General features: G+C 74.4%; 13 protein-coding genes. 8 read left to right on the top strand and 5 right to left on the bottom strand.

The window, feature by feature from the left end; translation table 11 throughout:
- Nucleotides 1-76: 76 nt before the first annotated feature.
- Complete coding sequence (locus CHR28_RS03435; RefSeq protein ID WP_094051922.1) at nt 77-1,315, bottom strand: molybdopterin-dependent oxidoreductase; 1,239 nt, start codon at nt 1,313-1,315, stop codon at nt 77-79.
- Nucleotides 1,316-1,431: 116 nt separating this feature from the next.
- On the opposite strand from CHR28_RS03435, the gene CHR28_RS03440 reads away from it, so the two are divergent.
- The gene (locus tag CHR28_RS03440) at nt 1,432-2,868 is read left to right on the top strand and encodes a hypothetical protein (RefSeq protein ID WP_094052138.1); all 1,437 of its coding nucleotides are present in this window, start codon (nt 1,432-1,434) and stop codon (nt 2,866-2,868) included.
- Between the two features lie 30 nt (nt 2,869-2,898).
- Here CHR28_RS03440 and CHR28_RS03445 read toward each other — a convergent pair whose 3' ends face one another.
- On the bottom strand, nt 2,899-3,804 hold the full coding sequence (locus CHR28_RS03445) for a bifunctional helix-turn-helix transcriptional regulator/GNAT family N-acetyltransferase (RefSeq protein ID WP_094051923.1): 906 nt from the start codon (nt 3,802-3,804) through the stop codon (nt 2,899-2,901).
- A 175-nt stretch (nt 3,805-3,979) separates the two neighbouring features.
- Here CHR28_RS03445 and CHR28_RS03450 point away from each other — a divergent pair, with 175 nt between their 5' ends.
- From CHR28_RS03450 to CHR28_RS03465, 4 genes are all read left to right on the top strand, one after another.
- Nucleotides 3,980-5,005 carry a hypothetical protein gene (locus CHR28_RS03450; protein WP_094051924.1) on the top strand — a complete coding sequence of 342 codons (1,026 nt, stop codon included), beginning with the start codon at nt 3,980-3,982 and terminating at the stop codon, nt 5,003-5,005.
- Between the two features lie 267 nt (nt 5,006-5,272).
- The gene (dhaK, locus tag CHR28_RS03455) at nt 5,273-6,265 is read left to right on the top strand and encodes a dihydroxyacetone kinase subunit DhaK (protein WP_094051925.1); all 993 of its coding nucleotides are present in this window, start codon (nt 5,273-5,275) and stop codon (nt 6,263-6,265) included.
- Nucleotides 6,266-6,314: 49 nt separating this feature from the next.
- Nucleotides 6,315-6,914: a dihydroxyacetone kinase subunit DhaL gene (dhaL, locus tag CHR28_RS03460; RefSeq protein ID WP_094051926.1), complete on the top strand. Its 600-nt coding sequence runs from the start codon at nt 6,315-6,317 to the stop codon at nt 6,912-6,914.
- On the top strand, nt 6,907-7,317 hold the full coding sequence (locus CHR28_RS03465) for a PTS-dependent dihydroxyacetone kinase phosphotransferase subunit DhaM (protein ID WP_094051927.1): 411 nt from the start codon (nt 6,907-6,909) through the stop codon (nt 7,315-7,317). The genes dhaL and CHR28_RS03465 overlap by 8 nt, the downstream gene beginning before the upstream one ends.
- Before the next feature lie 468 nt (nt 7,318-7,785).
- Here the strand turns inward: CHR28_RS03465 and CHR28_RS03470 are convergent, their stop codons facing one another.
- Nucleotides 7,786-8,481, bottom strand: coding sequence for a glycoside hydrolase family 75 protein (locus CHR28_RS03470; RefSeq protein ID WP_094051928.1), 696 nt, complete (start codon nt 8,479-8,481; stop codon nt 7,786-7,788).
- A gap of 400 nt (nt 8,482-8,881) precedes the next feature.
- On the opposite strand from CHR28_RS03470, the gene CHR28_RS03475 reads away from it, so the two are divergent.
- Both CHR28_RS03475 and CHR28_RS03480 read left to right on the top strand, forming a co-directional pair.
- Nucleotides 8,882-9,859: a fibronectin type III domain-containing protein gene (locus CHR28_RS03475; protein ID WP_094051929.1), complete on the top strand. Its 978-nt coding sequence runs from the start codon at nt 8,882-8,884 to the stop codon at nt 9,857-9,859.
- Nucleotides 9,860-10,071: 212 nt separating this feature from the next.
- Nucleotides 10,072-10,611, top strand: a complete 540-nt coding sequence (locus tag CHR28_RS03480) for a hypothetical protein (protein WP_094051930.1) — start codon at nt 10,072-10,074, stop codon at nt 10,609-10,611.
- A 220-nt stretch (nt 10,612-10,831) separates the two neighbouring features.
- Here the strand turns inward: CHR28_RS03480 and CHR28_RS03485 are convergent, their stop codons facing one another.
- Nucleotides 10,832-11,392 (bottom strand): PadR family transcriptional regulator, encoded by a 561-nt coding sequence (locus tag CHR28_RS03485; protein WP_094051931.1) that lies wholly within the window; start codon nt 11,390-11,392, stop codon nt 10,832-10,834.
- Between the two features lie 28 nt (nt 11,393-11,420).
- Nucleotides 11,421-13,436 carry an NADPH-dependent 2,4-dienoyl-CoA reductase gene (locus tag CHR28_RS03490; protein WP_094051932.1) on the bottom strand — a complete coding sequence of 672 codons (2,016 nt, stop codon included), beginning with the start codon at nt 13,434-13,436 and terminating at the stop codon, nt 11,421-11,423.
- A 97-nt stretch (nt 13,437-13,533) separates the two neighbouring features.
- Between CHR28_RS03490 and CHR28_RS03495 the strand changes: the two genes are divergently transcribed.
- Nucleotides 13,534-14,703: a M20 family metallopeptidase gene (locus CHR28_RS03495; RefSeq protein WP_094051933.1), complete on the top strand. Its 1,170-nt coding sequence runs from the start codon at nt 13,534-13,536 to the stop codon at nt 14,701-14,703.
- Nucleotides 14,704-14,707: the final 4 nt, after the last annotated feature.

The following is a 14,707-nucleotide window of genomic DNA, read 5'->3' on the forward strand; positions in this document are numbered from 1 at the left end:
TAGGCGGCGAGGGCGAACGAGCAGGCGAGCAGCAGGAGCCGGAAAGGGCTTCCGAGGGGGATCCGGGGCGGGCGCATCAGAGGTCTCCGAAGGTCAGGCGGGCCACCCACTTGGTGTTCAGGACACCGGGCGCCGCGGGCACGATGATCCGCGCCGGGTGGCCGTGGTCGGGGGACAGCTCCTCGCCGTTGACGTACAGGGCGAGCAGGGAACGCGGGTCGGCCACCTGGTTGGCGCGCAGGGCGGCCTTGCGGAAGGCGCCGTGCCGCTGGAGCGACTCGACGAACAGGTCGGGCGGGTCGTCGTGGCCGACGAGCGCCGCGAGGTCGCGCAGCCGCACCCCGCGCCACCACTGGTCCGGGGTCGACCAGCCCTCCACGCAGGCGATGGGCAACGCGGCACTGTACTGCGGCAGTCCGGCGAGCTGGGCGCGGCTGAGGCGGACGGTTCCGGTGCGCCCGGTGACGACGAGCCGCCAGGCGTCGGCGCCCGTCTCGGCCCGGTCGATCCCGGCGTGGGTGGCGGTCTTGTTGATCTGGAAGCCGTTCGGCCCGCTGCCGGGGTCGGCGCCGCCGTGCGGGGCCAGCAGGGCGGTGCGCCGCAGTGCGCCGCCGAGGCTCTGTCCCACCGTGGTCGCGAACAGCAGCAGCGAGGCGCCTCCGACGAACCACAGGGCGCCGCGGCGGGAGACGGTCGGCTCGGCGGGCCGCGGGGACACCAGGTCGCCGGGCTCCTCGCGCAGCCGGCGCAGATTGCGCAGGGCCGTGGGCGTCTTCAGCGCCGCGTGCGCCACGAACGCGGCGAAGAACACCCAGGCGCCGTAGAAGTGCAGCGGGTAGAAGGAGCCCGGGAAGACGTAGTCGAGCTGGACGTTGAGGACCCCGGTCACGAACTGGAAGAGTCCGCCGCCGACCAGCAGCAGCAGCGAGAGCCGCTCCAGGGCGTGGGCGAGCGACCGGGCGGGCGGGAGCGTGAACAGCCGCGGCACCACCGACCACAGCTTGGCGAGCAGCACGGGGATCAGCGTGATGCCGAGGGTGACGTGGACGCCCTGGGTGAGCCGGTACAGCCAGTGCGGGTCCGTCGGCCAGGCGAAGAGGTAGAAGCCGAGGACCCCCTTGTCCGGGGTCTTGTCGTTCACCGGCGACAGGCCGGGGTTGCAGGCCGCGTACGACAGCAGGCCCGTCCCGAACAGCACGGTGACGCCGACGAGCAGCACGAGGCCCAGCACGGCGGTGAACCGGGGGCCGCGCAGGGGGCTGCGCCAGAAGCCGGGGGACGTGGGGAGCAGGGGAGCGCGTGGATCGTCTCGCATGAGCCGACGGTAGGCCCGCGCGGGCCTCCGGCCGGGTGCGGAACCCATGACGAAACGCTGACGTCGGGCCCGGACGGCGGTGGATGACGGGCCGCGCGGCCTAGCGTTCCGGTGTGATCCACTCCCCGTCCTCCCCGGCCCCGTCGCGAGGCCCGCGCCGGGACCTGTACGCCGCCGGAGCCGCCGTCCTGCTCGTGGCGGCGGCCGTGCTCGTCGGCCGCCGCATCGAGGAGACCAGCCACACCCTGTTCGTCGACTGGCCCCCGCTGCTGGCGTCCTGGGGGCCGCACGCGGGCCCCGGCACTCCGGCGGCCGTCCTGGTCGCCGTCGCCGTGGTCGCCTACGGCCCGTCCCTCGCGGCCCGGCTGCCCTGGCGGGCCCTGCTGCCGCTGGCGTGGGGCGCCGCCACGGCGTGGATCCTCTCCCTCGCCCTGGTCGACGGCTGGCACCGGGGCGTCGCCGTCCGGCTGACCACGCGCTACGAGTACCTCCAGGTCGTCGACCGCTTCCACGACATCCCCGCCGCCCTGCGGGACTTCACGGGGCACATCCTGCTCGACTCCCCCGACCCCTGGCCCGCCCACGTGGTCGGTCATCCACCGGCCGCGACGCTCACCTTCGTGCTGCTCGACCGGATCGGGCTGCGGGGCGGGGGCTGGGCCGGGATGTGGTGTGTCGTCGCCGGGGCGACGGCCTGTGCGGCCGTGCTGGTGACCGTCCGCGCCCTGGCGGGCGAGGCCCTCGCCCGCCGGGCGGCGCCCTTCCTCGTGCTGGCCCCGGCGGCCGTGTGGATGGGCACCTCGGCCGACGCCTGGTTCGCGGCCGTCGCGGCGTGGGCGGTGGCGCTGCTGGCGCTGGCGGTCACCGGCCGGTCGCCGGGGTGGGCGGGGGCGTCGGGGCTGCTGTTCGGACTGACCTGCTACCTGTCGTACGGCCTCACGCTCGTCGCGTCGATCGCGGCGGCGGTCCTCGTGCTCGGCCGGGCCGGGATCCGGGAGCGTCCCGTCCTGCTGCCGGCGCTGGCCGCCGGGCTCGCCGTGGTGCCCGCCGCGTTCACCGTCGCCGGGTTCGACTGGTGGGAGGGCTACCGGCTGCTGGTCACGCGCTACCACCAGGGCGCGGGCGGCATCCGCCCGTACGGCTACTGGGTGTGGGCCAATCCGGCGTGCGCGGTGCTCGTCACGGGCCTGGCGACGGCGGCGGGCCTGCGGCGCACGGCCGCCGTGCTGCTCGCGCACCGGGACGCGTGGTCCGTCCGGGCCCGCGGCTCATCAGGCCGGGGGCCCGGCCGGACCCGCGGCGCGTCACGCCCGGGGCCCGGCCAAGCCCGCGGCGCGACGACACGTCTCGCCTTCCTGGTGTCCGCCGCTCTGCTCGCCCTGCTGGCGGCGGACCTGTCCGGGATGAGCAAGGCGGAGACGGAACGCATCTGGCTGCCCTTCGCGGTGTGGCTGCTCCCGGCCTGTGCGCTGCTGCCCCGCCCCCGCGCCTGGCTCGTGGCGCAGGCGCTGCTCGCGCTGCTCCTCAACCACCTGCTGCGCACCGGATGGTGAGGGCGCCCCGGTGCGGGTGCGCGCGGTGCGCTACCGGTCCTGCCGGGGGCGCCGGGTGAGCCGTTTCTCGAACCAGTGGTGGGCGTACGGCTCGTCGTTGAAGGCGGGGACCTCGGTGTACCCGCTGTCGCGGTACAGGCGCGTGGCCGCTTCCAGGGCCTTGTTGGTGTCGAGCCGTACCAGCTCGCTGCCGTGCCGGGCGGCGCGTTCCTCCAGTTCGGCCAGCAGGCGCCGGGCGAGGCCGAGGCCCCGGGTGTCGGGGCGTACCCACACCCGCTTGATCTCGGCGGGGGCTCCGGCCGGCAGCTTCAGCCCGGCGCAGCCGACCGGCTCGCCGTGCAGCCGGGCGACGAGGAACAGACCGCGTGGCGCCCGCAGTTCGCCCGGGTCGGGCAGCAGGCTCCGGGCGGGGTCGAAGCCGCCGTCGAAGAGCCGGGCGAGTTCGGTGGCGTAGGCGCGCAGACAGTGCACGGCGTCCGGGTGATCGGGGTCGAGGACCTCCAGGGAGACGACCGCTGCGGTCAGCAGCCGCTCGACCGTCGCCATGGCCGCGGTCAGCCGGTCCCGCTGCCGGGCGTCGAGCGGGTCGAGGAGCGAGGCGGCGAGCGCGTCGCTGCGTTCGTCGAGGCGGGCGCGTTCCGTCCGCCCGGCCGAGGTCAGCCGCACGGTGCGCACCCGCCGGTCACGGGGGTGGGGCTCGACGACGAGCCCGTCGCGTTCGAGGGCCCGCAGCAGCCGGCTCACGTAGCCGGAGTCGAGACCGAGCCGGTCCCGCACGCTGCGGACGTCATGGGTGCCGCCGTCGCCGATCTGCCAGAGCAGCCGGGCCTGGCCGTAGGGGCGCGCGGCGCCCAGGTAGTGGTCGTGCAGCACTCCGACGCGCTCGGCGACCGTGCGGTTGAAGCGCCGTACCTGTTCGACTTGTTCCGCCGTCATTCTCTGACCTTAGTCAGAGAACGCCTCACACGCCGTCAACTCCGGTGAGAGTCGGACCACTCGGGAGCCGCCGCCGAGTCGCAGATCACCGCGTCCGGGACGATACTGGAGCATAGATCTTCCATCGTCGGAACGGCCGGGGGGACCGCTTCGAAGGCGATGGAAAGGATCCGCCATGCAACTCGAATCTCTCCCGGACGACGTCGTCGCGTCGATCGAGGTCCGGGATCGCTGGAGGCGCGCATCGGCCGGCGGCGGACTGGAGTTCCTCGTCACCGACATCGCGCGGTGGACCCCCGGTTCGACCGTGCGGGTCGCGTTCCTCGACGGGGACGAACAACTGCACGCCGACATCGCGGGAGCGACGGCGCAGATCACCGACGCCTGCAACCTGAACCTGGATTTCGGCCACGACCCCGCGAGCGGGACCTTCCGCCGGTGGACCCCGTCCGACACCGCCTATGCCGCGGAGATCCGCGTCAGCTTCGACCTGGAGGGTTACTTCTCCCTGGTCGGCACCGACAGCACGGACCGTACCGTCGGCGCGGGAGGCGGCCCGGTCGGGGGCAACCCCGGGCAGCGCAGCCTGAACCTCGGGGGGTACGCCGTGAACCGGCCCGCCCGCTGGGAGGGCACCGTGCGCCACGAGTTCCTGCACGCGATCGGCTTCCACCACTCCCACCAGAACATGCGGGGCACCTGCGAGGAGGAGTTCCGCTGGGACGACGACGCCGGATACATGCCCACGCGCGACGGGGACGGGGTGTTCGTGGCGGACGCCGCGGGCCGGCGCCCCGGCATCTACACCTACCTCGCGGGCGAGCCCAACCGCTGGCCGCGCGCGAAGGTGGACCACAACCTGCGCACCGAGGACGACCCGGATGTCGTGGCCGGGCCGTTCGACCCGCAGTCGGTGATGCTGTACCGCTTCCCGTCGTTCTTCTACAAGTCCGCCCCCAGCAGCTGCGCGCCGACCGGGGACGGACAGAACCTGTCGGCCGGCGACCAGCGCGGGCTGCGACTGCTGTACCCGCACACGGCGGACGAGTTGGCGGACCTGCAGACCCGGGCGGACGCGGTCCTGCACTCGATCGGGACCGGCGGGGAGGGGCTGCGCGGCTCCGACGGCGGGGAGCTGGCGGAGGCGTACCGCAGCCGGGTGGAGACGCTGGTCGCCGCACAGGCGGCGGGCCCCCGCTGAGAGACAGCATGCACATGTCACCCTCCGGGTACCGGAGGGCGACCGTCCTGTGCGCACGGCCGCACGACGGGGCCCTTGATTCCTCTCCCGACGTGACCTGGGGATCCGCAAGGTCGATACTGCTGACATGAGGTGCATGCCACCTGACACACCGTCATTACTGCGGTCGACTGCCCCGGACCACCGAGATCGAAAACTGAAGAACCACCTCTGACCAGCGACGACGCAGGCCGGTGACGGACCTGCTGATCACTTTAGGAGATACCAGTGAAGATGCTGATCAACGTCCCCGAGACCGTGGTCGCGGACGCGCTGCGTGGTATGGCGGCAGCCCACCCGGACCTGACCGTGGACGTGGAGAACCGGGTCGTCGTACGGCGGGACGCCCCCGTCGCCGGGAAGGTCGGGCTGGTCTCGGGCGGAGGCTCGGGGCACGAGCCGCTGCACGGCGGATTCGTCGGTCCCGGCATGCTGTCGGCCGCCTGTCCCGGCGAGGTGTTCACCTCCCCCGTGCCCGACCAGATGCTGCGCGCGGCGGCGGCCGTGGACAGCGGGGCCGGCGTGCTGTTCATCGTGAAGAACTACACCGGTGACGTGCTCAACTTCGACATGGCCGCCGAGCTGGCCGAGGACGAGGGCATCCGGGTCGCGAAAGTCCTGGTCAACGATGACGTGGCGGTGACCGACAGCCTCTACACGGCGGGCCGGCGCGGCACCGGCGCGACGCTCTTCGTGGAGAAGATCGCGGGCGCCGCCGCCGACGAGGGCATGCCGCTGGAGCGGGTGGAGGCCATCGCCCGCCAGGTCAACGAGAACTCCCGCAGCTTCGGTGTCGCGCTGAGCGCCTGCAGCACCCCGGCCAAGGGCAGCCCCACCTTCGATCTGCCCCCGGGTGAGCTGGAGTTGGGCATCGGCATCCACGGCGAACCCGGCCGGGAGCGGCGCGCGATGATGACCTCGGGCGAGATCGCCGAGGCCGCCGTCGAGGCCGTGGTGGAGGACCTGCGACCGCGCAACCCGGTGCTGGTCCTCGTCAACGGCATGGGGGCGACGCCCCTGCTGGAGCTGTACGGATTCAACGCCGAGGTGCACCGCGTGCTCGCGGAGCGCGGTGTCGCCGTGGCCCGGGTCCTGGTCGGCAACTACGTCACCTCCCTCGACATGGCGGGCGCCTCGCTCACCCTGTGCCAGGCCGACGAGGAGCTGCTGCGGCTGTGGGACGCGCCGGTGAAGACGCCCGGCCTGCGCTGGGGCGTGTGAGAGACAGGGGGTAGAGGATCACCACGTACCTACCAGGCAAGGAGATCCAGTGCTCGACGCCGATTTCTTCCGCCGTTGGATGACGGCGACCGCCGCGTCCGTCGACCGTGAGGCGGAACGGCTCACCGCCCTCGACTCCCCCATCGGGGACGCCGACCACGGCAGCAATCTCCAGCGCGGCTTCCACGCGGTCAGGGACGCCCTGGACAAGGAGCCCCCGGGAACGCCCGGCGGGGTCCTGACGCTGGCCGGACGACGGCTCATCGCTACGGTCGGCGGCGCCTCCGGGCCCCTGTACGGCACGCTGCTGCGCCGGGCGGGCAAGGCGCTCGGGGACGCGGCCGAGGTCAGCGCGGAGCAGCTGGCCGAGGCGCTGCGGACCGGGGTGCACGCGGTCATGACGCTCGGCGGAGCCGCGCCGGGCGACAAGACCATGATCGACGCGCTGGTGCCCGCGGTGGACGCGCTCGGCGAGTCGTTCGCGGCCGCCCGCGCCGCCGCGGAGGAGGGCGCCGTCGCGACGACGCCCTTGCAGGCGCGCAAGGGCCGGGCGAGCTATGTCGGCGAGCGCAGCATCGGGCACCAGGACCCCGGCGCCACGTCCTCGGCGCTGCTGATCGCGGCACTCGCGGAGGCCGCCGGTGAGTGACGAGCGACTGGTGGGCATCGTGCTGGTGTCGCACAGCGCGGAGGTGGCCTCCTCGGTCGCCGCGCTGGCGAAAGGGCTCGCGGGCGGCGGCACGGCGGTGCCGGTCGCCCCGGCGGGCGGTACCGAGGGCGGCGGGCTCGGCACGAGCGCCGAGCTGATCGCCGCGGCGGCCGCGTCCGTGGACCGCGGGGCCGGCGTCGCCGTCCTGACCGATCTGGGCAGCGCGGTGCTGACCGTGAAGGCGCTGCTCGCGGAGGGCGACGAACTCCCCGAGGGGACACGGCTGGTGGACGCCCCGTTCGTCGAGGGAGCCGTGGCCGCGGTGGTCACGGCGTCCACCGGGGCCGATCTGGCGGCGGTGGAGGCGGCCGCCGCGGAGGCGTACACGTACCGGAAGGTGTGAGGCCCGGGGCCGGGCCCGCCCGGCCCGGCGGGTCCGGCCGGAGCCGGCGAGTCCGGCCGGAGCCGGCGGGTCCGGCGGGAGCCGGCGGGTCCGGCGGGAGCCGGCGGGTCCGGCGGGAGCCGGCGGGAGCCGGCGGGTCCGGCTTCCGGCGGGTCCGGCGGGTCCGGACGCCGCGCCGTCCGGGACGCTGCGCTGTCTGGGATGCCGCGCTGCCCGGGCCGTGTCGGTTTCGGCCCCGCCCACCGCCGCCCACGGCTTCCGGCTGCTGCCGTCGGCCCGACGCGGGGCGGTGTCGGCGTTGGGCCGGGCGTTCTCGCGGCGGGCCGACGGTCGGGCCGGCCCGCTCACCGACAGGCCGCGTCGGCGTCAGCATGAGCGTCGGCGTCGCCGGCAACGGCAGAAGCAGCGGCAGCGGCAGCGGCAGCGCGGCAACGGCCCGACGCGGTGGGAGGCGGCTGCGCCGCCCCCTCAGCGGGTGCCGACGAACCGCTTCGCCGCGCGCTCCCCCGCCGCCACGGCTGCCGCGTGGTCCTCGATGGGGGACACCCGGGTGTTCTTGAAGACGATGTAGGTGACGCCCGAGGGGACGCCGCCGCCGTGCGGGTCCGGGCGGATGCCGAGGGCCTTGGCGGTCGCGTAGGACGCCTCCCCGATGATGTGCTGCGGACCCGTGTCGCCGACGACCGCGTACTGCACCCGGTCCCGGTGGATGACGGCCACGACCGATCCCCCGCGCACGCCGTGCTCCCGGTAGTCCCAGATGCGGCCCGGGGCGGGTACGACGATGAACGGCAGGCGCTCGGCGCTCAGCGGACGGCCGTCGCTCTGCGCGAAGGCCGTGCTGGGGGCGAAGTAGGGGTCGGTGCGGCGGTTGCAGCGGGGGCCGGGACGGCCGTCGCAGTCGATGTCCATGTCCGCCTTCCAGTACACGGCGTCACGCGTGCCGCAGACCGGGATCGTGGCGGGCGCGCCGTAGTCGCTGCGGTAGTTGCCGCGCGAGACGGGGACGCAGTCGCGCACCTTGGCCAGCAGGTCGGCGGCGGCCACCGCGTCCGCGCGCCGGGTCACCGGCCGGTCGTCGTACGGGGGCGTGGTGGTGGGGGCGGTCGTCGGGGCGAGCAGGGCGGCACTGGCCGCGGCCAGGGAGAGCGACTGGACACGCACGATACGGGGGCCTCTCCTCGGGGACCTGACGGGCACTCAGCCCAATCTGGCCCCGGTGCGATCGGCCGGCCACCGCTGGGGGGCCGGACGGTGCACGAGACGGTGCACACGCCCAACCGTCCGCAGTGGCCGGGGGCCTGAGTCCCTGTGAGACCCGGGCCGCCCGGCCACCCGCGCCAACGCGGCTTCTGCGACGACAGCGGTCCGCGCGACAGGCCCGAACTCCCTGGTGTCCGCCAGGTGTTCGGCCGTGAGGAACTCCAGCATACGTAACCCGCCCGCATGGTTCTGCACGGTGGGGCGACGCCGGGCCATCGACCATCGCCCCCTTGATGTGATCGCGTCAGTCAGGTCATATTGGTCCGGACCATTCCCGAGCCCCACACCGGGAGGCAGTCCCGTGCGACGTGTTGCCCTGCTCCGCCGGTGCGCCGTGCTCTGCGCGACGGCCGTCCTCGTCACCTCCTGCGGCTGGGCCGCGACGGGCGAGGGCGACACAGGCTCCCCGCCCGGTGCGCCCACCGGCGTCACGGCGGCCGCGGGCAGTGCCACGAGCGTGCACGTCATGTGGAACGCGACCGAACGGGCCGACCGCTACGAGGTGTATCGCGGCACCACGAAGGTCAAGGAGGTGCCGGGTTCGGAGCACATGGTGGACGTCACCAGGCTGCGGCCGTCCACGCTGTATGAGTTCACCGTGCGGGCGCGGGACGCCGACGGGCGGCTCGGACCGCACAGCCGGGAGGTCCGGGCGAGGACACCCGCGGCCGCCGCGGACGACCGCTCGGCGCCCACCCGCCCCACGGCGGCCCGCGGACGCCCCGCCGGGAGCCGGGCCGTCCAGCTGTCCTGGTCCGCCTCGACGGACGACCAGGGTGTGGTGTCGTACGACATCCACCAGGGGGACACGAAGATCCACAGTGTCGGCGGGGGCCAGACGGCCACCGTGGTCACGGGCCTGCGGCCCGGCTCGGCCTACGCCTTCACGGTTCGGGCCCGTGACGCGGCCGGCAACGTCTCCCCGGCCAGTGCCGCCGTCCGCCTCACCACTCCGGGCAGGGACGACGGCCGTGCCACGGCGCCGACCGGCTTCCGGGCGACGAGCCACCGCGAGGACGGGGCGTACCACCTCGACCTCAGCTGGATCCCGCCCCGCGTGGACGGCGTGATCACCGAGTACCAGATCCAGCTGGACGGCCGGGCGGCCACGTCCCTCGTGTTCGGCGGGAACCCGCCGCGCGGACGGGCGACGTACAGCTTCTACGTGGGGCGGGACAGCGGGGTCACCCACCGCGTCCGCATCCGGGCGATGCTGCCGGACGGCACCTGGGGAGGCTTCTCGGCGGAGCGAGCGGTGACGACGGGCGCGGGACGGTGACCACGGACGCGAGGCGGTGACCACGGGCGCGGGGCGCTGACCCCACGGCCGTGGCACCGGCCGTCGGGTGGCGCGGCGTCACCTGCACGGCGGCGTCCGGCGTGCGGCGCGGACCGGGGGCGCCTTGGCTGACCCTGAGGCAGCACGGGCGTTCCCGACCCTCGGCGGCGCTAGGGATGTACCGCCAACCGTGCCGCCGGAGGGCAGTCCACATGCGCAACTCATCGATAGTTCTCCGCTCCGGCCTGACCATGGCCGCCGCCGCGCTGCCCCTCGCCCTGGCGGCGGTGCCCGCGGCCGCGGGCCCGGGCATCTCCGTGAGCACCACGGGCTCCACGGTGTCGGTCACGACCAGCGCGTGCACCCAGATCAACGGCAGCTGGGGCACCGCCTCGCTTCTCACCAGCAGTCAGGGCAGCTTCGCCCAGGGGCGGCAGGTGACCCTGTCGGGCACCTCGACCAGTCAGTCCGCCGCCTGGTCGAGCGTCACCGCGGGCACCTACACCGTCATCGTCATCTGCTCGGACGGCACCACCGCGGGCACGCAGTCCGTCGTGGTCTCCCCCGCCCCCACCCCCACGCGGACGGCGTCACCGTCGGTCTCGCCGTCCCGCGGTGTCATGGGCGGGGTCGGCGGGTCGTCGACGGACTACGGGACCGTCACACTGGTCGCGGGCGGCGCGCTGGTCGGTTCGGGCGTCCTCGCGACGGCCTGGTACCTGCGCCGCCGCAACAGGCCGCACCGGCTCTGATCCGGTGCGGATGGCGGCCCGCCCGGTCGAAGCGCTCCGGCCGTGCGGGCCGCCGTCACGTCCCGCTCCCGTCGTCCCGAATCCCCCCGATCGCCGCTCCCGTCGTCGCGGATCGCCCGTCGCCGGTCACCTCGTCGCGGATCCCCCCGTCGCCGCTCCCCCGTCGCCCATCGCCTCGTCGCCCATCGCCTCGTCGCCGGTCGCCTCGTCGCCGGCGGCCTCAGGCCGGGTGGCTCCGCTCCGGGCCGGGCAGTTCGGCCACGTCCGCGACGGCGCGTCTGAGCCACTGGGTCCAGAAGGTCTCCAGGTCGATCCCGGCCCGGAGCACCAGGTGCCGCAGCCGGTCCTCCGTGCCGTCCCGGCCGGGCGGGAAGTCGCGCTTCTCGATCTCGCGGTACTCCGCCAACTGCCGCTCGTGGAGCTCCAGATGACGGCGCAGATCGGCCTCCAGGCCCGCCGTGCCGACCACGGCCGCCGCCCTGAGCCGCAGCAGCAGGGTGTCGCGGTGCGGCTTGGGGTCCTGCGAGGCGGCGGTCCAGCGGGCCAGTTCGGCGCGGCCCGCCGGCAGGACCTCGTAGCTCTTCTTCTGGCCGCGGGCCGGCTGCTGTGTCGGCAGGGCCCTGATGAGGCCGTCGGCCTCCAGTTTCCCGAGCTCGCGATAGATCTGCTGGTGCGTCGCCGACCAGAAGTAGCCGATCGACCGGTCGAACCGGCGGGTCAGCTCCAGCCCGGACGACGGCTTCTCGAGCAGGGCGGTGAGGATCGCGTGCGGGAGTGACATGGCCTCATCCTAGGGACGCGTCGCCGCACTACAGGGCGGCCGCCAGCTCGGTGCCCTGCTTGATGGCGCGCTTGGCGTCCAGCTCCGCGGCGACGTCGGCGCCGCCGATGAGATGCGCGCTGCGCCCGGCCGCGATCAGCTCCTCGTACAGGCCGCGGCGCGGCTCCTGGCCCGTGCACAGCACGATCGTGTCGACCGGGAGCACCGTGCTCTCCTCGCCGACGGTGATGTGCAGTCCGGCGTCGTCGATCCGGTCGTAGCGCACGCCCGGGACCATGGTGACGCCGCGGTGCTTGAGTTCGGTGCGGTGGATCCAGCCGGTGGTCTTGCCGAGGCCGGCGCCCACCTTGGACGTCTTGCGCTGCAGCAGGTGGACGGTGCGCGGCGGGACGGGCCGCTCGGGCGCGGCGAGGCCGCCGGGGGCCCGGTAGTCCAGGTCGACGCCCCACTGGCGGAAGTACGTCCGGGGGTTCTCGTGGGCCTTGTCGCCGGTGTCGGTGAGGTACTCGGCGACGTCGAAGCCGATGCCGCCGGCGCCGAGGATCGCGACCCGGTCGCCGACGGGGGCGCCGTCGCGCAGGACGTCGAGGTAGCCGAGGACGCTCGGGTGGTCGACGCCCGGGATGTCGGGGGTGCGCGGGGTGACGCCGGTGGCGACGACCACCTCGTCGAAGCCGTCGACGTCGGCGGAGGTGACGAGGGTGTTCAGCCGGACGTCGACGCCGTGCCAGTCGAGCTGGGTGCGGAAGTAGCGCAGCGTCTCGTCGAACTCCTGCTTCCCGGGCACCTTGCGGGCGACGTTGAGCTGCCCGCCGATCTCGCTCGCCGCGTCGAACAGCGTCACCTCGTGCCCGCGCTCCGCGGCCGAGACCGCGCATGCCAGTCCGGCCGGGCCGGCGCCGACGACCGCGACGCGCTTGCGCAGCCGGGTCGGGGAGAGCACGAGCTCGGTCTCGTGGCAGGCGCGCGGGTTGACCAGGCAGGACGTGATGAGGCCGCTGAAGGTGTGGTCGAGGCAGGCCTGGTTGCAGCCGATGCAGGTGTTGATCGCCTCGGGGCGGCCGGCCTGCGCCTTGGTGACGAAGTCGGGGTCGGCGAGCATCGGGCGGGCCATCGACACCATGTCGGCGGCGCCCTCGGCGAGCAGCTCCTCGGCGAGCTCGGGGGTGTTGATGCGGTTGGTGGTGACGAGCGGGACGGACACCTCGCCCATCAGCCGCCGGGTGACCCAGGTGTAGGCGCCGCGCGGCACGGAGGTCGCGATGGTGGGGATGCGGGCCTCGTGCCAGCCGATGCCGGTGTTGATGATCGTCGCCCCGGCGTCCTCGACCGCCTTGGCGAGGGTGATCACCTCGTCGAGCGTGGAGCCGCCCGGGACGAGGTCGAGCATGGAGAGCCGGTAGATGACGATGAAGTCCTCGCCGACCGCCTCGCGCACCCGGCGCACGATCTCCAGCGGGAAGCGGGTGCGGTTCTCGTACGAGCCGCCCCAGCGGTCGGTGCGCCGGTTGGTCTGCAGCGCGATGAACTCGTTGATGAGGTAGCCCTCGGAGCCCATGATCTCGACGCCGTCGTAGCCGGCCTGCCGGGCGAGGCGGGCGGCGCGCGCGTAGTCCTCGATCGTCCGCTCGATGTCGGCGTCGGTGAGCTCGCGGGGCGGGAAGGGGCTGATGGGCGCCTGCAGCGGGCTGGGCGCGACCAGGTCGCGGTGGTAGGCGTAGCGGCCGAAGTGCAGGATCTGCATCGCGATCCGCCCGCCCTCGCGGTGCACGGCGTCGGTGATGACCCGGTGCTGCTCGGCCTCCGCCTCGGTGGTGAGCTTGGCGCCGCCCTCGTAGGGGCGTCCCTCGTCGTTGGGGGCGATGCCGCCGGTGACGATCAGGCCCACTCCGCCGCGGGCGCGGGCGGCGTAGAAGGCGGCCATGCGCGCGAAGCCGCCCTCGGCCTCCTCCAGGCCCACGTGCATCGAGCCCATGAGGACCCGGTTGGGCAGGGTGGTGAAGCCCAGGTCGAGGGGGCTCAGCAGGTGCGGGTAACGGCTCATCGGGCCCTCCGTGCGCGGTGTCGTGCCTGTAGTTGTAGAGGACTACCGACGGTTTATGCAACTAGTTGCACAAGGTGATGGAGGGCACAGTAGGGCCATGACCAGGGATCTTGGAGCGCTGTCGGCGGTGGTGGACCTCGCCGGTGAACTGATCCGCCGCCCCAGCCGGGCCGGGCTCGACGACCACGGGCCCGTGCTGGGCGTGCTGGAGGAGTGGCTCGCCGGCCGCGGGCTGCCGCACCGCCGGCTGCGCGACGGCACCGGCCGCGCGGTCGCCCTGCTGGTGGAGGTCGCCGGCGGGCGTCCCGGGCCCTGGTGGACGCTGGACGCCTGCGTGGACACCGCTCCCTACGGCGACGAGACGGCCTGGTCGTTCCCTCCCGACGCCGGGGACGTGGTGGACGGCCGGCTGCGCGGCAGGGGCGCGGCCGACTCCAAGCTCGCCGCGTCCCTGTTCTGCCACCTCGCGGCGGAGCTGCACGGGCGGGCCGACCAGCTGCGCGGCGGGCTCGCGGTGCTGCTCGACGCCGACGAGCACACCGGCGGCTTCGGGGGCGCCCGGGCCTACCTGGCCGACCCCCGGGCCGTCCGTCCGGCCGGGGTGATGATCGGCTACCCGGGGCTCGACGAGGTCGTGGTCGGCGGACGGGGACTGTGGCGGGCCGCGCTCACCGTGCACGGGACGGCCGGCCACTCCGGGTCGAGCCGGCCGGCGGTCGGCGCGGTGTCGCGGGCGGCGCGTCTGGTCCGGCTGCTGGAGGAGGCTCCGCTGCCCGGTGCGCGCGGGGCGTTCCCGCTGCCGCCGAAGCTGACGGTGACGTACTGCCACGGCGGCGAGGGATTCTCCGTCGTCCCGGACCGCTGCGAGGTGGGCGTGGACATCCGCACCGCACCGCACTTCGGCGCCCCCGCCGCCGAGCACCTGGTCCGGTCGGCGGCGGGCGAGCTCGACGTACTGCTGCCCGGCCCGCGGCCCACCGAGGTCGCCCCGGTGGCCGCCTGGCCGCCGTACCGGCTTGACGCCCACGAGCAGCCCGCCGCCGCGCTCCTCGGCGCCGCCGCCGAGGAGGGGCTGCGGGTGCGGGCCAAGACCGCGGGCCCGTCGAACATCGGCAATCTACTCGCGGCCGAGGGCATCCCGGCCACGGCCGGCTTCGGGCTGCCCTACGAGGGGCTGCACGGCGTGGACGAGCAGGTGCGGCTGGCGGACCTGCCCGTGGTGTACGCCGTCTACCGGCGGGCCGTCCTCGGTCTGCTGGGGGTGTGAGCGG

It is taken from the genome of Streptomyces sp. XY006 (genome assembly GCF_002237655.1).
In the GTDB taxonomy this organism is placed as follows: domain Bacteria; phylum Actinomycetota; class Actinomycetes; order Streptomycetales; family Streptomycetaceae; genus Streptomyces; species Streptomyces levis.